The sequence below is a fragment of the Gordonia shandongensis DSM 45094 genome (genome assembly GCF_000423025.1).
Taxonomy (GTDB): Bacteria; Actinomycetota; Actinomycetes; order Mycobacteriales; family Mycobacteriaceae; genus Gordonia; species Gordonia shandongensis.
In genome coordinates, this window is the sequence record NZ_AUHE01000019.1 from 12086 (window position 1) to 26630 (window position 14545).

Here is a 14545-nt window from a genome sequence, read left to right on the forward strand (position 1 = left end):
TCAGTGCAGGACCAGCAGCCAGACGGCGATGTAGTGCAGCAGTGCGGCCACGGCGGTGCAGGCGTGGAACACCTCGTGGTAGCCGAAGACGCCGGGCCACGGGTCGGGGCGCCGCAGGGCGTAGAGGATGCCGCCGACGCTGTAGAGCACGCCGCCGACGGCGAGGAGCACCATCACGCCGACGCCGGTGTTGCCGATCAGCATCGGGCCGACACCGACGATCAGCCAGCCGAGAGCGATGTAGAGCACCACACCCAGAGCGCGCGGTGAGCCGGGCCAGAGGAGTTTGAGGGTGACGCCGGCGATCGCCCCGATCCACACGGCGCCGAGCACCCACCAGCGGACGGGGGAGTCGAGGCCCATGATGCAGAAGGGCGAGTAGGTGCCGGCGATGAAGATGAAGATCATCGAGTGGTCGGCGCGCTTCATCGCGACGCGCGCCCGCGGCGTCGTCCAGTCGACGCGGTGGTACACCGAGCTCACGGTGAACAGTCCGCAGATGGTGACGACGTAGGCCGCCACCGCCGCGACGGCGGCCGCGGGGCGCTGCATGGCGGTCCCGACGATGAGCACGATCCCGACGGAGGCGGCGACGAACGCCGCGTACTTGTGGATGACACCGCGCAGGGTCGGCTTCGCCTCGTCCGAGTGACCGGTCCCGGCGGGGTGACCGGTCCGGGCGGGATGATCGGACCGGGCGGGGTGATCGGGGATCGCACCGGTGGGCGTCACGACAGTCGAGGGACTCTCCGTCATAGAACCTACGGTACCGTAAGTTCCGCTCGGGTAACTTGCCGACAGAGTAATGTTCTCACTGTGAAATTGCTCCCCGATCGGCTTCGCGGCGGCATGCTGCGGGTCTACGAACACCGGCTCGTTCAGCTGATGGACCCCGACCGGATTCCACGCCACGTGGCGATCATCTGCGACGGGAACCGGCGCTGGGCCCGCGAGGCGGGCTTCGACGACGTCAGCCACGGCCACCGCGTGGGGGCGCGCCGCATCGCCGACATGCTCGGCTGGTGCGCGGAGGTCGGCATCGAAGCCGTCACCATCTACCTGCTGTCGACCGAGAACCTCACCCGGGACTCCGACGAACTCGACGCGCTGATGGAGATCGTCCCCGACATCGTCGACGAGATCTCCGACGTCGACGCCGACTGGCGCGTGCGGATCGTCGGCAACCTCGACCAACTCCCCGCTCCCGTCGCCGAACGTCTCCGCGGGGCCGCGGTCCGCACCGCGCACAGCACCGACATGACCGTCAACGTCGCGGTGGGATACGGCGGCCGCCAGGAGATCGTCGACGCCGTCCAAGACCTCCTCGCCGAGGCGGTCGACGCGGGCGTCTCCGGCGCCGAACTCGTCGAGCGGGTCACCGTCGACGCGATCGACGATCACCTCTACACGCGGGGGACGCCCGACCCCGACCTCGTGATCCGCACATCGGGCGAACAGCGACTCAGCGGCTTTCTGCTCTGGCAGAGCGCCTACTCGGAGATCTGGTTCACCGACGCCTACTGGCCGGAGTTCCGGCGCGTCGACTTCCTCCGCGCGCTGCGCGACTTCGCCGCCCGGAACAGGAGGTTCGGCCGATGACCGGTCGGCGTACCGTGAACCCCACACGACCCGACGCAGCGGAGGAGCGGGCATGAAGATCACGGTCGTCGGAGCCAGCGGACAGTTCGGGTCGATCCTGTGCGACCGCCTCGACACCCGCGGGGCCGAGGTGGTGCGGGCCCATCGCGGGGCCGGCGTCGACGCCGTCACCGGAGCCGGACTCGCGGAGGCGTGTGCGGGCGCCGACGTGATCGTCGACGCCACCAACCTGATGTCGATGCGGGCCGCGGAGTCCGAGAAGTTCTTCTCCGCGGTGGCGACGAACATCGCGCGGACGGCACGCGCCACCGGTGCGGCCGTCGTATACCTGACGATCCACGGTGCACCCGATCCGGCAGTCGCGCGAATGGGTCACTACCGCGGCAAGGCCGCCCAGGAACGCGTCTACTCCGCCGAATGCGGCGACACCGCGACCGCCGTGGCCTCCACCCAGTGGTACTCGCTCGCCGAGACGTTCCTGTCGGCGATGCGGCTGGGGCCGATCGCCGCCGTCCCGCACATGGTGGCGCGGCCGGCCGCCGTCGACGACGTCGCCGACGCGATGGCCGACGTGGTCCTCGACCCGGCGCGGCCCGACCGCGTCGTGGTCGCCGGGCCGGAGGTCATGGACATGCTCGACGTCGCCCGAATGATCGCGGCAGCCGACGGCACGCCCAAGAAGGTGGTCGGCGTGCGCCTGATCAAGGGGTTGGCCGGCGGGGCCCTCGTCCCCCAGAATCCCGACGTCGTCACCACCACCACGGTCGACGACTGGCTGGCCGCGCGCTGATGGCGGCTGCGACGCCCGCGATCGCCGCCCTGGAGGACGCCGGACTGCCGTTCCGACTGCACCGGTACAAACACGACCGTCGCCGCGACGACTACGGTGCCGAAGCCGTCGCCGTCACCGCCGCGACCCTCGGCGTCGACGCCGCGCAGATCGTCAAGACCCTCGTCATCGACCTCGGCGGAACACTCGGCGTCGCAGTGATACCGGTGCCGGCGAAGCTGTCGTTGAAGGCCGCCGCGAAGGCCCTCGGTGCGCCACGGGCGGAGATGGCGCAGGCCGCGGCGGTGACCAGATCGACCGGGTACGTCCTCGGCGGCGTCTCGCCCCTCGGCCAGAAGACGACCCTGCCCACCGTCGTCGACGCCTCGGTGCTGGCGTGGGATTCGATCCTGTGCAGTGGCGGCCGCCGCGGACTGGAGATCCGACTCGCCCCCGCCGACCTGGTGTCGGCCACCGGGGCGGTCGTCGCCGAGATCACCGCCTGAAGCGTCCTACAGTTTCCGCAACCGCACCCGGTTGATCGAGTGGTCGCCGTCCTTGCGGAGCACCAGGGTGGCCCGCGGTCGCGTCGGCAGGATGTTCTCGATGAGGTTCGGCCGGTTGATCGACGTCCAGATGTCGCCGGCGGCGATCGTCGCCTGCGCGTCGGTGAGCGACGAATAGTAGTGGAAGTGCGACTCCGGGTCGGCGAACGAACCGGTCCGCATCTGCAGGAACCGCGAGATGTACCACCTCTCGATGTCGGAGGTCTTGGCGTCGACGTACACCGAGAAGTCGAACAGGTCCGACACCGTGAGCGTCGGACCGGTCTGCAGGACGTTCAGACCCTCGACGATGAGGATGTCGGGCTGGCGCACCGAATGCACCACACCCGGCACGATGTCGTAGCTGACGTGGGAGTACACCGGCGCGGTGACCTCCGGGGTCCCCGACTTCACCTCGGTGACGAACCTGAGCAGCGCGCGACGGTCGTACGACTCGGGAAAACCCTTGCGGTGCATGATCCCGCGCCGTTCGAGTTCCGCGGTCGGCAGGAGGAAGCCGTCGGTGGTCACCAGGTCGACCTTCGGATGCGACTCCCACCGCGACAGCAGCGTCGCCAGGACGCGGGCGGTCGTCGACTTGCCGACGGCCACCGATCCGGCGATGCCGATGACGAACGGGACCTGCCGATTCCGCTGGCGTTCGCCGAGGAACGTCGACGTCGCGGCGAACAGCCGCTGCCGCGCCTCCACCTGCAGGTGGATGAGACGCGAGAGCGGCAGATACACCTCGGCGACCTCGTTGAGATCGATCTGCTCGCCCAGGCCGACGAGCTGATCGAGCTCCGACTCGTTCAGCACCATCGGCATCTTCTGCCGCAGTTCCCGCCACTGCTTGCGGTCGAGTTCCAGGTACAGGCCGGGATCGCGGTCGTGGGGTAGACGCGCCATGGACGGTAAGGCTACAGGGACCGGGATCGGAGTTCGCCGGTAGCGTGGCTCACATGACCTCCGGTGGCGTGACTGACGAAGCGGTGACCGAGTACCTCCGGCTCGGCCTCGCGTTCGACCGGATCGAGGAGGGATTCGTCGACGCGTACACCGGCGATCCGGCCCTCCGGGCCGAGTCGGAGAACCTCCCGGCCCCCGAGCCGACCGAGTTGGCGGCACGGGCGCGCAGTCTCCGCCGCGACCTGCCGTCCGACCCCGACGACGACCGGTCGGCCTTCCTCCGCGCACATCTGCGGGCCCTGGAGTGCTCGGCCCGTCGGTTCGCCGGCCACGAGATCGGCTTCGTCGACGAGGTCGACGCCTACTTCGACGTCCGCATCGCACCCGGCGACGAGGAGGAGTACCGCCGCGCGCACGCGGACCTCGCCGTCGCCCTCGGCGTCCCGGGCGCGACCGGTGAGACGCTGCGCGAGGCGTACCTCGCCTACCGTCGCGCCGACGAGATCCCCGCCGCCCTCGTCTCCCCGCTGATCTCGGAGTTCGCCGGCTCGTTGCGCGAGACCGTCCGCCGCGAATTTCCACTGCCCGACGGGGAACTCGTCGACTTCGAGGTGGTCGGCGACCGGCCGTGGTCGGGGTTCAACTACTACCTGGGCGACTATCGTTCGCGCGTCGCGGTCAACACCGATCTGCCGCAGTACCGTTCGTCGCTGCCGGGGCTCATCGCGCACGAGGCCTACCCCGGTCACCACACCGAGCATTGCCGCAAGGAGCAGCGGCTCGTCGGCGCGGGCCTCGACGAGCACTCGATCTTCCTGGTCAACACGCCGCAGTGCCTCATGGCCGAAGGCCTCGCCGATCACGCACTCGCCGCGGCCAAGGGCGACGGCTGGCAGGAGTGGGCCGCGGAGATCTACGCCGACTTCGGACTGCGGTTCGACGCGGAGCGCGCGCGGGCGGTGTCGGCCGCGACGGCCGGGCTGCTCCGCGTGCGGCAGGACGCCGCCCTGGCACTGCACGACCGCGGGGCCGACGCTGACGAGGTCGCGGCATTCCTCCAGCGGTGGCTGCTGGTGCCGCCCGAACGGGCCCGGCAGATGCTGCGCTTTCTCACCTCACCCCTGTGGCGGGCGTACATCTCCACCTATGTGGAGGGATACGCGCTGCTCGGGACGTGGCTCGACGGTGCGGCGGCCGCCGCATCGTCGCGGCTGACCCGCTTCGGTCGACTGCTCGACGAACCGCTCACCCCGGCACTCCTGCGGGCGGAGTGCGCACCTTAGACTGAACGGCATGAGCCAGTTTTCCCAGTCCCTTGCCGACCTCGACCCCGACGTGGCCGCCGCAATGAACGGCGAGTTGACCCGGCAGCGCGACACCCTCGAGATGATCGCCTCGGAGAACTTCGTCCCGCGGGCCGTGCTGCAGGCGCAGGGCAGCGTGCTCACCAACAAGTACGCCGAGGGCTACCCGGGTCGCCGGTACTACGGCGGCTGCGAGCACGTCGACGTCGTCGAGGACATCGCGCGCGACCGCGCCAAGGAATTGTTCGGCGCGGAGTTCGCCAACGTCCAGCCGCACGCGGGTGCGCAGGCCAACGCCGCCGTCCTGCAGGCCCTCATGGAACCGGGGGAGACCCTCCTCGGCCTCGACCTGGCTCACGGTGGTCATCTCACCCACGGGATGCGGCTCAACTTCTCGGGCAAGCTCTACGAGAACGCCTTCTACGGGGTCAGCAAGGAGGACTTCCGCGTCGACATGGACGAGGTGCGCAAGATCGCCCTCGACACCAAACCGAAGGTGATCGTCGCCGGCTGGTCCGCCTACCCGCGAACGCTCGACTTCGCGGCGTTCCGGGAGATCGCCGACGAGGTGGGCGCGCACCTGTGGGTCGACATGGCGCACTTCGCGGGACTCGTCGCCGCCGGTCTGCACCCGAGCCCGGTGCCGCACGCCGACGTCGTCTCCACCACCGTCCACAAGACTCTCGGCGGCCCCCGGTCGGGTCTCATCCTGGCGAAGAAGGAGTGGGCCAAGAAGCTCAACTCGGCGGTGTTCCCCGGCCAGCAGGGCGGCCCGCTCATGCACGCCGTCGCCGCGAAGGCCGTCGCGCTGAAGATCGCCGGCTCGGAGGAGTTCGCCGAGCGGCAGCGTCGCACCCTGTCGGGCGCGTCGATCCTCGCCGAGCGGCTCACCGGGCAGGACGTCGCGAAGGCCGGCGTCTCGGTCCTCACCGGCGGCACCGATGTGCACCTGGTGCTCGTCGACCTGCGTGACTCGGAGCTCGACGGACAGCAGGCCGAGGACCTGCTCCACGAGGTCGGGATCACGGTGAACCGCAATGCCGTGCCCTTCGATCCGCGGCCGCCGATGGTCACCTCGGGTCTGCGGATCGGCACCCCCGCCCTGGCGACCCGCGGGTTCGGCGACACCGAGTTCCGCGAGGTCGCCGACATCATCGCCACCGCGCTGGCCGCCGGAAAGTCGGCCGATCTGGCCGCGCTCCGCGCACGCGTCAGCGCGCTGGCCCTCGACTTCCCGCTGTACGACGGTCTGGAGGACTGGGGCCTGATGAGCGGCAGGTAGACCCCGCGAACCACGTCACGTCAGCGACCCCGGCGGTTACCCGCCGGGGTCGCTCGTCGTTTAGGGTGGATGCGTGGCTGCACTGAGCAATGAGGACTTGATCAACGCGTTGGAGAAGGCTCTCCCGGAGATCGCCGAGGAGCACCAGCAGGAGGCGACCGCGTGGAACCCGGGCGACTGGGTGCCGTGGGACCTGGGCCGGAACTTCGCGTTCCTGGGCGGTGAGGACTACGACCCGTCCGACTCCACGCTCGACCCGACCGCGGCGGCGGGCCTGGTCGCGTTGCTGCTCACCAAGGACAACCTGCCGTCGTACCACCGCATCCTCGGCATGCACTTCCCGCCCTTCTCCGACTGGCGGAACCTCGTCGGCGTGTGGACGGCCGAGGACAACCGGCATTCGATCGTGCTGCGCGACTACCTCGTCGTGACGCGGGCGAGCGACCCGGTGGACGCGGAGAACCGTCGCCGCATCCACGTCGTCGCGGGCTGGCGGCAGAACCCGGACGCGCTGGAACTCACCCCGATGGATGCTCTGGCATTGCTCGCGGTCCACGAGAACCAGTGCGTCGGCTTCGTCTCGCGGCTCCGGGACCGCGCCGACGACGACGTGCTCACGACGATCCTCGACAAGATCCGCGCCGACGACTCCGTGCAGGCCGCGACGTTCGAGGCGTTCCTGTCGGCCGGCCTGGTCGCCGACCAGGAGGCGACCGTCGCCGCCGTCGACCGTGCGCTGGAGGCGATGGAGCCGATCGGATCGGACATCGCCGACTTCGACGAGCAGCGTGCACTGATCGCCGACTTCGAGAACGAGTCCACCAACGCCGCGGTCGCAGCGCGACTCGTCGACGAACTCAAGCTCGACAGCCTGCAGGAGCTCAGCGCCGACGCCGAGGCGGCGCGGTCGCGGATCCTGGCGCGCGCCGGCCGCTGACACCTGTCCCGGCAACCCCGACATCCCGGCATCTCGGTAACTCAGTCTTCACCGACACGCAGCCCGTCGTTGGGCGGGCCGTGATGTGACGCGGCGTACGTTGAACGTGACGGGCCGTGGGGAAGCGGTTCGTTGCGGGAGGTTCGATTCATGGACTACGGCGTCGGAGAGACCCCGTTCATGGGAGGGCCGGCCCCGGCTCTCGCCGAACCCGGCCCACACCGTCAGGTGTGACCGGACGACGCGCGATCCGACCGGCTGACTCACAGACAGGTTCCGTGCGGGGCCGCACGGACTAGGAGTCCGACGTGACCGCTCGCCGTACCTACGTCCTCGATACCTCTGTCCTGCTGTCCGACCCGTGGGCGGTGACTCGGTTCGCCGAGCACCACGTGGTGCTGCCGCTGGTCGTGATCGGTGAACTCGAGGGCAAACGCCACCACAGTGAACTCGGCTGGTTCGCCAGGGAGGCCCTGCGCCTGCTCGACGACCTCCGGGTCACGCACGAGCGTCTCGACGTCCCCATCCCCATCGGGGACGAGGGCGGCACCGTGCAGGTGGAGCTCAACCACACCGACCCCGCGGTCCTCCCGGCGGGATTCCGCAACGAGAGCAACGACTCCCGGATCCTGGCGTGCGCGTTGAACCTGCGCGCCGAGGGGCGGGACGTGACGCTCGTGTCCAAGGACACTCCGCTGCGGGTGAAGGCCGGAGCCGTCGGGCTCACGGCCGACGAGTACCACGCCCAGGACGTGGTGGTGTCGGGGTGGACGGGGATGGACGAACTCGACGTGGCCGACATGGAGATCGACGCGCTGTTCGCCGACGGCGTCGTCGACGTCGACGACGCGCGCGACCTTCCGTGCCACACCGGCATCCGGATGCTCGGCAACGGCCAGAGTGCGCTGGGACGGGTCACCGACACCAAGCAGGTGCAGCTGGTGCGCGGTGATCGGGAGGCGTTCGGGCTGCGTGGACGATCGGCCGAGCAGCGGGTCGCGCTCGACCTGCTCCTCGACGACTCGGTCGGCATCGTCTCGCTCGGCGGAAAGGCGGGCACGGGCAAGTCGGCGCTCGCACTGTGCGCCGGCCTGGAGGCCGTTCTCGAGCGTCGGACGCAGCGGAAGGTGGTCGTCTTCCGGCCCCTGTACGCGGTCGGCGGCCAGCAGCTCGGCTATCTGCCGGGCAGTGAGTCCGAGAAGATGGGGCCGTGGGCGCAGGCGGTGTTCGACACGCTGGAGGGATTGGTGTCGACGGAGGTGATCGACGAGGTGCTGTCGCGGGGGATGCTGGAGGTGCTGCCCCTCACGCACATCCGCGGGCGGTCGTTGCACGACTCGTTCGTCATCGTCGACGAGGCGCAGTCGCTGGAGCGGAACGTCCTGCTGACGGTGCTGTCGCGGCTGGGCGCCGGATCGCGAGTGGTCCTCACCCACGATGTCGCGCAGCGTGACAATCTGCGGGTGGGGCGGCACGACGGCGTCGCCGCGGTGATCGAGAAGCTCAAGGGGCACCCGTTGTTCGCGCACATCACGTTGACGCGCAGTGAGCGTTCGCCGATCGCGGCCCTCGTCACCGAGATGCTCGAGGAGTTCGCCCCGGGCGCGGCACTGTAACCACGCGGCCCTCCCGCGTCACCCGTCCTCCCGCGTCAGAAAAGCACACGCGCGGCCGTTCAAACGGCCGCGCGTGTGTCTGTGTGACGCGGGAGGACGGGGTGTGACGCGCGAGCGTGTCAGGGGTGGCGGAGGAGGGAGACGGCGAAGTCGGCGTCGGGCCGCCAGGGCCGGACGTCCCAGGTCGCCAACCGCAGGTCGAGGACCAGGTCGGTCTGTGCGACGGCCGCGTCGAACTGCTCGATCGGCAGTTTGGCGACGTGGAAGCCGACGGCCAGGACGCCGTCGGACGCCAGATGCTCGGCGAGCCGGCGCAGGACGACGGCTTCGGAGTCCGGGGCGACGAAGGCCATCACGTTGCCGGCGCAGACGATGGCGTCGAAGAGGCTGCGCGCACCGTCGTCGTCGACGAGATCGAGATCGGCGAGGTCGGCGACCCGCCAGTCGGGTCCCGGGTGATCGGTGCGGGCGGCGTCGACGAGTTCGGGGTCGACGTCGACGCCGGTGACCCGATGGCCGGCCCGGTGCAGGTGTCCGCCGACGCGGCCGGGGCCGCAGCCGGCGTCGAGGATCCGTGCCTCGCGTCCGACCATCGCGTCGATGAGGCGGGCTTCGCCGACGAGATCGGCGCCGTCGGCCGCCATGTCGCGGAATCGGCTGATGTACCACTGGCTGTGACCGGGTTCGGTGTCGGTCAACCACCGGGGTGCAGACGTCATGGGCACCACCGTATCCATCGAGGCCGAAGCGGGTGTTCGACCGTTCACAGAACAGTTGCAGAAGGGTGACGATGGTCTCGGCCGGTGGCCAGACGCAGGGGACGACTGGCACACTGAGGTGGTGCTGAAGTTACTGATGAGGCGAATGTTGCAATTGGGGTTTGCAGTCACCGCAGCCCTGGCCGCCCTCGCGGTGGGTGCGGGAACGGTGTCGGCCGCCCCGCAGGCACCCTCCGCGCCGAGCGGCTCCGACCCGATCTCGACGCTGATCGAGAACCTGCTCAAAGGGCTCACGAACCCGGACGAGCCGAAGAAACCGGACGCCGAGACGTCGCAGATGATCGTCGTGACGGCGCCCGTCGCGACGTCGCAGACGGCCACCCTCACGGCGTTCGAGAAGGACGACGCGGGCGCCTGGAAGCCCGTCATCGGACCGACGAAGGCGTTCCTCGGCGAAAAGGGCATGGGCAAGGCGCAGGACAACGTCTACCGCACCCCGGAGGGCACCTTCCCGCTCGACCAGGCCTTCGGACGCCAGGAGAACCCGGGCACCAAGATGCCGTACTTCACCACCACGCCCGAGGACTGGTGGGACTCCAACGAGAAGTCGCCGACCTACAACACGCACGTCAAGTCGGCGACGAGCCCCGGCGGCGACAGTGAGAACCTCTACAACACCGGTCCGATGTACGACTACGCGGTCAACATCAACCACAATCCGACGAACACCCCGGGTGATGCGTCGGCCATCTTCCTGCACGTGAGCAACGGCGAGCCCACGATGGGCTGCATCGCGATCGAGCGGGAGAAGATGGTCGAGGTCCTCAAGTGGCTCGATCCGGCGAAGTCGCCGAAGATCACCGTCGGCGTGAACGTCGACGCCCCGAAGGAGGCCCCCGGTCCGTCACTGCCCGGCGCCGACCTGCTCGGCGGGATGCTCGGCAACCTGACCACCCTCATCCCCGACGTGCTCGAATCGGTGCCGTCGACGCCCTGACCGGCACACGGGGTCAAGCCACATCGGTGAACCCGGGCCCGTCCGCGATCAACGCGGACGGGCCCGGTGTCGTTTGCGTGCTGGGTCGGTCGGTGCCGTGGGGTCAGCGGCTCCGGACGAGCTCGAAACCGGTGGCGTGCGGGGAGTCGAAGCCGTCGATCGGCGCGGTGAACATGTCGACCTGGTTGCGCGCCTGCTGCTCCACCGGCGTGGTCGGGTCGAGAACCTTGAGGTACACGTCGTGGCAGGCCAGCGAGTTGACGGCGGCCTCGACGTAGCCGTCGACGTCGACGGCGTGGGTGCGTTGCGGACCGTTGACGAACAGCCAGGCCGGCGGATCGGTCAGCGCGTCGTAGGCGTCGACGACCGCTGCCGCGAACTCCATGTGGTCACGCTGGTTGGGCATTCCGGGCGCCCACTCGGGGCCGCCGTAGGTGCACAGCACCACCTGCGGCGCGATGCGCTCGATCGCCTCGGTGATGGCGGCCCGCAGGTCGGGCGTGTTGTGGATCTCGCTGTCGGGGAAGCCCCAGAACTCCACGTCGTCGACGCCGACGACGGCCGCCGACCGCCGCTGCTCGTTCTCCCGCAGCGGCCCGGCCTCGGCCGGTGCCATGCCCTCGATGCCGGCCTCTCCGCTCGAGGCCAGACCGTAGACGACGTGTTTGCCCTCGGCCGTCCACCGCGCGACGGCGGCGGCCATCCCGTACTCGGGGTCGTCGGGGTGGGCGACGAGGACGAGGGCGGTGGACCAGTCGGTGGGGAATGTCTCAAGGCTCATGGCTGCCACCGTACGCGCGCCGCGTATCAGTGAGGTCCGTACGCGCGAGCCGCGTACGCGCGCGAGCCGCGACCGGCCGGGAGGTCGGCGGGACCGTGCACGTCAGCCGATCAGACCCCGCGCTCGTGCTGTCGCGACGACCTTGCTGCGGCTGCCGACGTCGAGTTTGTCGAAGATGTGGACGAGGTGCGACTTCACGGTCGCCTCGGAGATGAACAGCCGTTTGGCGATCTCCCGGTTGCTGAGGCCGAGGTCGAGGTGTTCGACGATCTCCAGTTCACGGGCGGTGAGCGCGGGCCGGGTGTCGGTGACGCGGGTCATCAGCCGTGCGGCGACGGCCGGACCGAGGACGGTCTCTCCGTCGTCGGCCGAGCGGATGGCGCCGACGAGGGTCTCGGGGGCGGCGTCTTTCAGGAGGTAGCCGGTGGCCCCGGCGTTGATGGCGCGAACGATGTCGGCATCGGACTCGTAGGTGGTCAGGATGAGGACGCGCGGCGGGTCCGCGAGCGCTCGGATCGCCGCGGTGGCGTGGATGCCGTCGGCGTCACCGGGTTCGGTGCCGTTCAGGCGCAGGTCCATGAGCACCACGTCGAGTGCGGTGGTCTCGGCCGTCGCGATGGCGTCCGCGGCGCTCGAGGCTTCGGCGACGACGTCGAGGTCGTCGACGGTGCCGAGGACCGCTCGCAGCCCGGCGCGGACCACGGGATGGTCGTCGACGAGCATGATGCGGATCATGTCGGCTCTCCGATCGGGACGCGGGCGTGCACGGTGGTGCCGTCGCCGGGCTGCGACTCGATCGACACGGTACCCCCGCATTCGACGACCCGGCGGCGCATGGTGTGCAGTCCCATCCCGGAGCCGTCCGGTGAGACCGCGGGGGCCGCGGTGTCGAATCCGCGCCCGTCGTCGGCCACGTCGAGGTGGACTTCCCCGGGCAGGTGGGTGAGGGTGATCGCGACGCGGTCGGCGTCGGCGTGTCTGGCGCTGTTGGCGAGGGCCTCCTGCGCCACACGCAGCAGGGCGTGGCGGGTGGCCGAGGGCAGCGCGATCGGCGACCCGTGCGTCGAGAACGTGGTCGACATTCCGGACACGGTGGCCCGGGCGGCGGCGGTGGCCAGCGCGTCGGACAGGCCGTCGGGCTCGAGGTCGGGGCCGTGCAGTCCGCGCAGGAACCGGCGGGACTCGGTGAGGGCGGTCTGCGCTGTCTCCAATGCGGTGCTGACCTGGATGTCGCGCTGCGGTTCGGCCGTCTGGTGGTTCAGGGCCGCTCGCAGCAGCAGGACGATGCTCGCGAGGCTCTGTCCGGTGCCGTCGTGGATCTCGCCGCCGAGGCGTTCGCGTTCGGCGAGGATCCCGGCCTGTCGTTCCTGTTGGGCGAGCCGTTCGCGGGTGTCCAGCAGGTCGACGATGAGCTCGTCGCGTTCGTCGACCATCGCCGAGACGCGCCCGTAGATGCCGGTGATCGCGGCGGCCGTCGCGATTCCGATGACCGGTCCGATGACTCCACCGAGACCGACGTCGGGGGTGTGCAGCAGCGTCGCGGACACCGACACCGCGGCGATGACGAGTTCCGCGACGACCGAGGCTGGGACGCGGAGGAAACGCCAGCACAGCATGGCCAGGACGAACGCGAGCCAGACGAACCCCGGGGACAGGAGCACCAGGGCGATCCATCCGGCGGTGAGCGTCAGCACCCACCCCGCGGGGACCGAACGGCGGCGGGCCATCGCAACCGCGCCGACGATGTACCAGGCGACGACGGCGAGGGCGCCGGCGACGGCGGTCGCGGTGCCGCCGAACGCGATCGGTGCCTGGCCGACGACGGCTTGGCGCACGCCGATCGCGGCCAACGCCAGGAACAGGATGTGTCCGCCCCATTCGGCGTAGCTGTCGGTGCGGTGGTCGGTGGTCACAGGTCCAGTATCACCACACGGGGCGGCCGATCGGCGCGTCTACAACTTTCGATGGATGCCGCCGCGCCATCGGATGCACGCGGATCTGCAGATCGTGCGCGATGCCGTCGACGTCGATTCCCGAGAGGCTGGAAGCAGATCGATTCCAGGAGGTTGCGGTGTATTTGGGTCTGCGTGAGATCCGTTCGGCGAAGGGACGTTTCGCCGGCATCGGCGCGGTGGTCGCGTTGGTGGCGTTCATGGTCGTCGGGCTGTCGGCCTTGACCGAGGGGCTCGGTCAGCAGTCGATCTCGGCGGTGCAGGATCTGCCGGGTGCCGGTGTGGTGGTGCAGGAGGACGACGGTTCGCCCGCTCTGCTGTCGGACAGCTCGGTGCCGGCGGCGACGGTCGCCGATGTGACCGCCCGCGACTCCGGTGCTCGCGAACTCGGTATCGCGACACTCCGCGCCGGGGCGGGGGAGCGCAGCACCACGGTGTCGGCGTTCGGCCGCAGCGACGTCCACGAGGTGGCGCTGGAACGCGAGGTCGCCGAGACGCTCGGCATCGGTGCGGGTGACTCGCTCCAGATCGGCGACCGGTCGGTCGAGATCGACGCGGTGTCCGACGTCGGGCACTACGCGCACCAGCCGGTGGTCGAGTTGCCGCTCGCGACGTGGCAGGAGGTCTCCGGGCGCGACCAGGTGAACGCCGTGATCGTCGATGCGGCGGTCGACGCGCCGGCGGGCAGCGTGATGGTGGAGACCTCGGCGGTCCTCGACCTCGTGCCCGGGTACCGGTCCGAGCACATGTCGCTGCTGCTGATCCAGGGGCTTCTCATGGTGATCTCGGCCGTGGTGGTCGGCGCGTTCTTCGCGGTGTGGACCGGGCAGCGCGTCCCGTCGCTGGCGGTGGTCCGCGCGATGGGCGCCGGCCGCTGGTATCTGCTGCGCGACGGTCTGTCGCAGGCCGCCCTGATCCTGGTCGCCGGCCTGGCGGTGGGCGGCGGCATCGGTCTGGGCGGTGTCTCGTTGATCGGCGACGCGGTCCCGATCGCCATCGAGCCGGTGATGACCGGGACGGTGCTGGGCGCCATGGCGGTCCTCGGGCTCGGCGGTGCGGCCCTCGCCCTGCTGCCGCTGCTGCGGGTCGATCCGTTGCGCGCTCTCAACCGATGACCGGCCAGACGGCACCTGAA

The 14545-nt window shown here is 70.0% G+C and carries 15 protein-coding genes; 9 read left to right on the top strand and 6 right to left on the bottom strand.

The annotated features are described in order from the left end of the window. Complete coding sequence (gene trhA, locus G528_RS17625; RefSeq protein ID WP_084638232.1) at positions 1 to 756, bottom strand: PAQR family membrane homeostasis protein TrhA; 756 nt, start codon at positions 754 to 756, stop codon at positions 1 to 3. Positions 757 to 816: 60 nt separating this feature from the next. On the opposite strand from trhA, the gene G528_RS0113760 reads away from it, so the two are divergent. The 3 genes from G528_RS0113760 to G528_RS0113770 are packed head-to-tail and all read left to right on the top strand — an operon-like array spanning position 817 to position 2874. Next, positions 817 to 1599: an isoprenyl transferase gene (locus tag G528_RS0113760; RefSeq protein ID WP_026919474.1), complete on the top strand. Its 783-nt coding sequence runs from the start codon at positions 817 to 819 to the stop codon at positions 1597 to 1599. Positions 1600 to 1651: 52 nt separating this feature from the next. Beyond that, the gene (locus tag G528_RS0113765; RefSeq protein WP_026919475.1) at positions 1652 to 2389 is read left to right on the top strand and encodes an SDR family oxidoreductase; all 738 of its coding nucleotides are present in this window, start codon (positions 1652 to 1654) and stop codon (positions 2387 to 2389) included. Further along, positions 2389 to 2874, top strand: coding sequence for a YbaK/EbsC family protein (locus tag G528_RS0113770; protein ID WP_035720136.1), 486 nt, complete (start codon positions 2389 to 2391; stop codon positions 2872 to 2874). Before G528_RS0113765 ends, G528_RS0113770 begins: the two co-directional genes overlap by 1 nt. A 6-nt stretch (positions 2875 to 2880) precedes the next feature. On the opposite strand, the gene coaA is transcribed toward G528_RS0113770, so the two are convergent. Continuing rightward, the gene (gene coaA / locus G528_RS0113775) at positions 2881 to 3822 is read right to left on the bottom strand and encodes a type I pantothenate kinase (RefSeq protein WP_026919476.1); all 942 of its coding nucleotides are present in this window, start codon (positions 3820 to 3822) and stop codon (positions 2881 to 2883) included. Between the two features lie 53 nt (positions 3823 to 3875). Here coaA and G528_RS0113780 point away from each other — a divergent pair, with 53 nt between their 5' ends. From G528_RS0113780 to phoH2, 4 genes are all read left to right on the top strand, one after another. Next, positions 3876 to 5105 (top strand): hypothetical protein, encoded by a 1230-nt coding sequence (locus tag G528_RS0113780; protein WP_026919477.1) that lies wholly within the window; start codon positions 3876 to 3878, stop codon positions 5103 to 5105. Positions 5106 to 5115: 10 nt separating this feature from the next. Then, positions 5116 to 6408 carry a serine hydroxymethyltransferase gene (gene glyA / locus G528_RS0113785; protein ID WP_026919478.1) on the top strand — a complete coding sequence of 431 codons (1293 nt, stop codon included), beginning with the start codon at positions 5116 to 5118 and terminating at the stop codon, positions 6406 to 6408. Between the two features lie 73 nt (positions 6409 to 6481). Next, complete coding sequence (locus tag G528_RS0113790) at positions 6482 to 7345, top strand: acyl-ACP desaturase (protein ID WP_026919479.1); 864 nt, start codon at positions 6482 to 6484, stop codon at positions 7343 to 7345. A 308-nt stretch (positions 7346 to 7653) separates the two neighbouring features. Beyond that, positions 7654 to 8961 carry an RNA 5'-3' helicase PhoH2 gene (gene phoH2, locus G528_RS0113795; RefSeq protein ID WP_026919480.1) on the top strand — a complete coding sequence of 436 codons (1308 nt, stop codon included), beginning with the start codon at positions 7654 to 7656 and terminating at the stop codon, positions 8959 to 8961. Between the two features lie 119 nt (positions 8962 to 9080). Here phoH2 and G528_RS0113800 read toward each other — a convergent pair whose 3' ends face one another. After that, complete coding sequence (locus tag G528_RS0113800) at positions 9081 to 9680, bottom strand: class I SAM-dependent methyltransferase (protein ID WP_026919481.1); 600 nt, start codon at positions 9678 to 9680, stop codon at positions 9081 to 9083. Positions 9681 to 9825: 145 nt separating this feature from the next. Between G528_RS0113800 and G528_RS0113805 the strand changes: the two genes are divergently transcribed. Beyond that, positions 9826 to 10677 carry a L,D-transpeptidase family protein gene (locus tag G528_RS0113805; RefSeq protein ID WP_035720140.1) on the top strand — a complete coding sequence of 284 codons (852 nt, stop codon included), beginning with the start codon at positions 9826 to 9828 and terminating at the stop codon, positions 10675 to 10677. A gap of 103 nt (positions 10678 to 10780) precedes the next feature. Here G528_RS0113805 and G528_RS0113810 read toward each other — a convergent pair whose 3' ends face one another. From G528_RS0113810 to G528_RS17630, 3 genes are all read right to left on the bottom strand, one after another. After that, entirely contained in the window at positions 10781 to 11458 is a 678-nt protein-coding gene (locus G528_RS0113810; RefSeq protein ID WP_026919483.1) for a PIG-L deacetylase family protein, read from the bottom strand. Between the two features lie 102 nt (positions 11459 to 11560). Continuing rightward, positions 11561 to 12193 (bottom strand): response regulator, encoded by a 633-nt coding sequence (locus G528_RS0113815; protein ID WP_026919484.1) that lies wholly within the window; start codon positions 12191 to 12193, stop codon positions 11561 to 11563. After that, positions 12190 to 13371: a sensor histidine kinase gene (locus G528_RS17630; RefSeq protein ID WP_035720142.1), complete on the bottom strand. Its 1182-nt coding sequence runs from the start codon at positions 13369 to 13371 to the stop codon at positions 12190 to 12192. Before G528_RS17630 ends, G528_RS0113815 begins: the two co-directional genes overlap by 4 nt. A gap of 158 nt (positions 13372 to 13529) precedes the next feature. On the opposite strand from G528_RS17630, the gene G528_RS0113825 reads away from it, so the two are divergent. Then, positions 13530 to 14525, top strand: coding sequence for an FtsX-like permease family protein (locus G528_RS0113825; RefSeq protein WP_026919485.1), 996 nt, complete (start codon positions 13530 to 13532; stop codon positions 14523 to 14525). The last annotated feature ends 20 nt before the right edge of the window (positions 14526 to 14545 follow it).

Excerpts from the sequence above, each read along its gene's own strand:
- trhA (WP_084638232.1), bottom strand. The coding sequence starts at position 756 with ATGACGGAGAGTCCCTCGACTGTCGTGACGCCCACCGGTGCGATCCCC.
- G528_RS0113765 (WP_026919475.1), top strand. The coding sequence starts at position 1,652 with ATGAAGATCACGGTCGTCGGAGCCAGCGGACAGTTCGGGTCGATCCTG.
- G528_RS0113770 (WP_035720136.1), top strand. The coding sequence starts at position 2,389 with ATGGCGGCTGCGACGCCCGCGATCGCCGCCCTGGAGGACGCCGGACTG.
- coaA (WP_026919476.1), bottom strand. The coding sequence starts at position 3,822 with ATGGCGCGTCTACCCCACGACCGCGATCCCGGCCTGTACCTGGAACTC.
- G528_RS0113780 (WP_026919477.1), top strand. The coding sequence starts at position 3,876 with ATGACCTCCGGTGGCGTGACTGACGAAGCGGTGACCGAGTACCTCCGG.
- glyA (WP_026919478.1), top strand. The coding sequence starts at position 5,116 with ATGAGCCAGTTTTCCCAGTCCCTTGCCGACCTCGACCCCGACGTGGCC.
- G528_RS0113800 (WP_026919481.1), bottom strand. The coding sequence starts at position 9,680 with ATGACGTCTGCACCCCGGTGGTTGACCGACACCGAACCCGGTCACAGC.
- G528_RS0113805 (WP_035720140.1), top strand. The coding sequence starts at position 9,826 with ATGTTGCAATTGGGGTTTGCAGTCACCGCAGCCCTGGCCGCCCTCGCG.
- G528_RS0113810 (WP_026919483.1), bottom strand. The coding sequence starts at position 11,458 with ATGAGCCTTGAGACATTCCCCACCGACTGGTCCACCGCCCTCGTCCTC.
- G528_RS0113815 (WP_026919484.1), bottom strand. The coding sequence starts at position 12,193 with ATGATCCGCATCATGCTCGTCGACGACCATCCCGTGGTCCGCGCCGGG.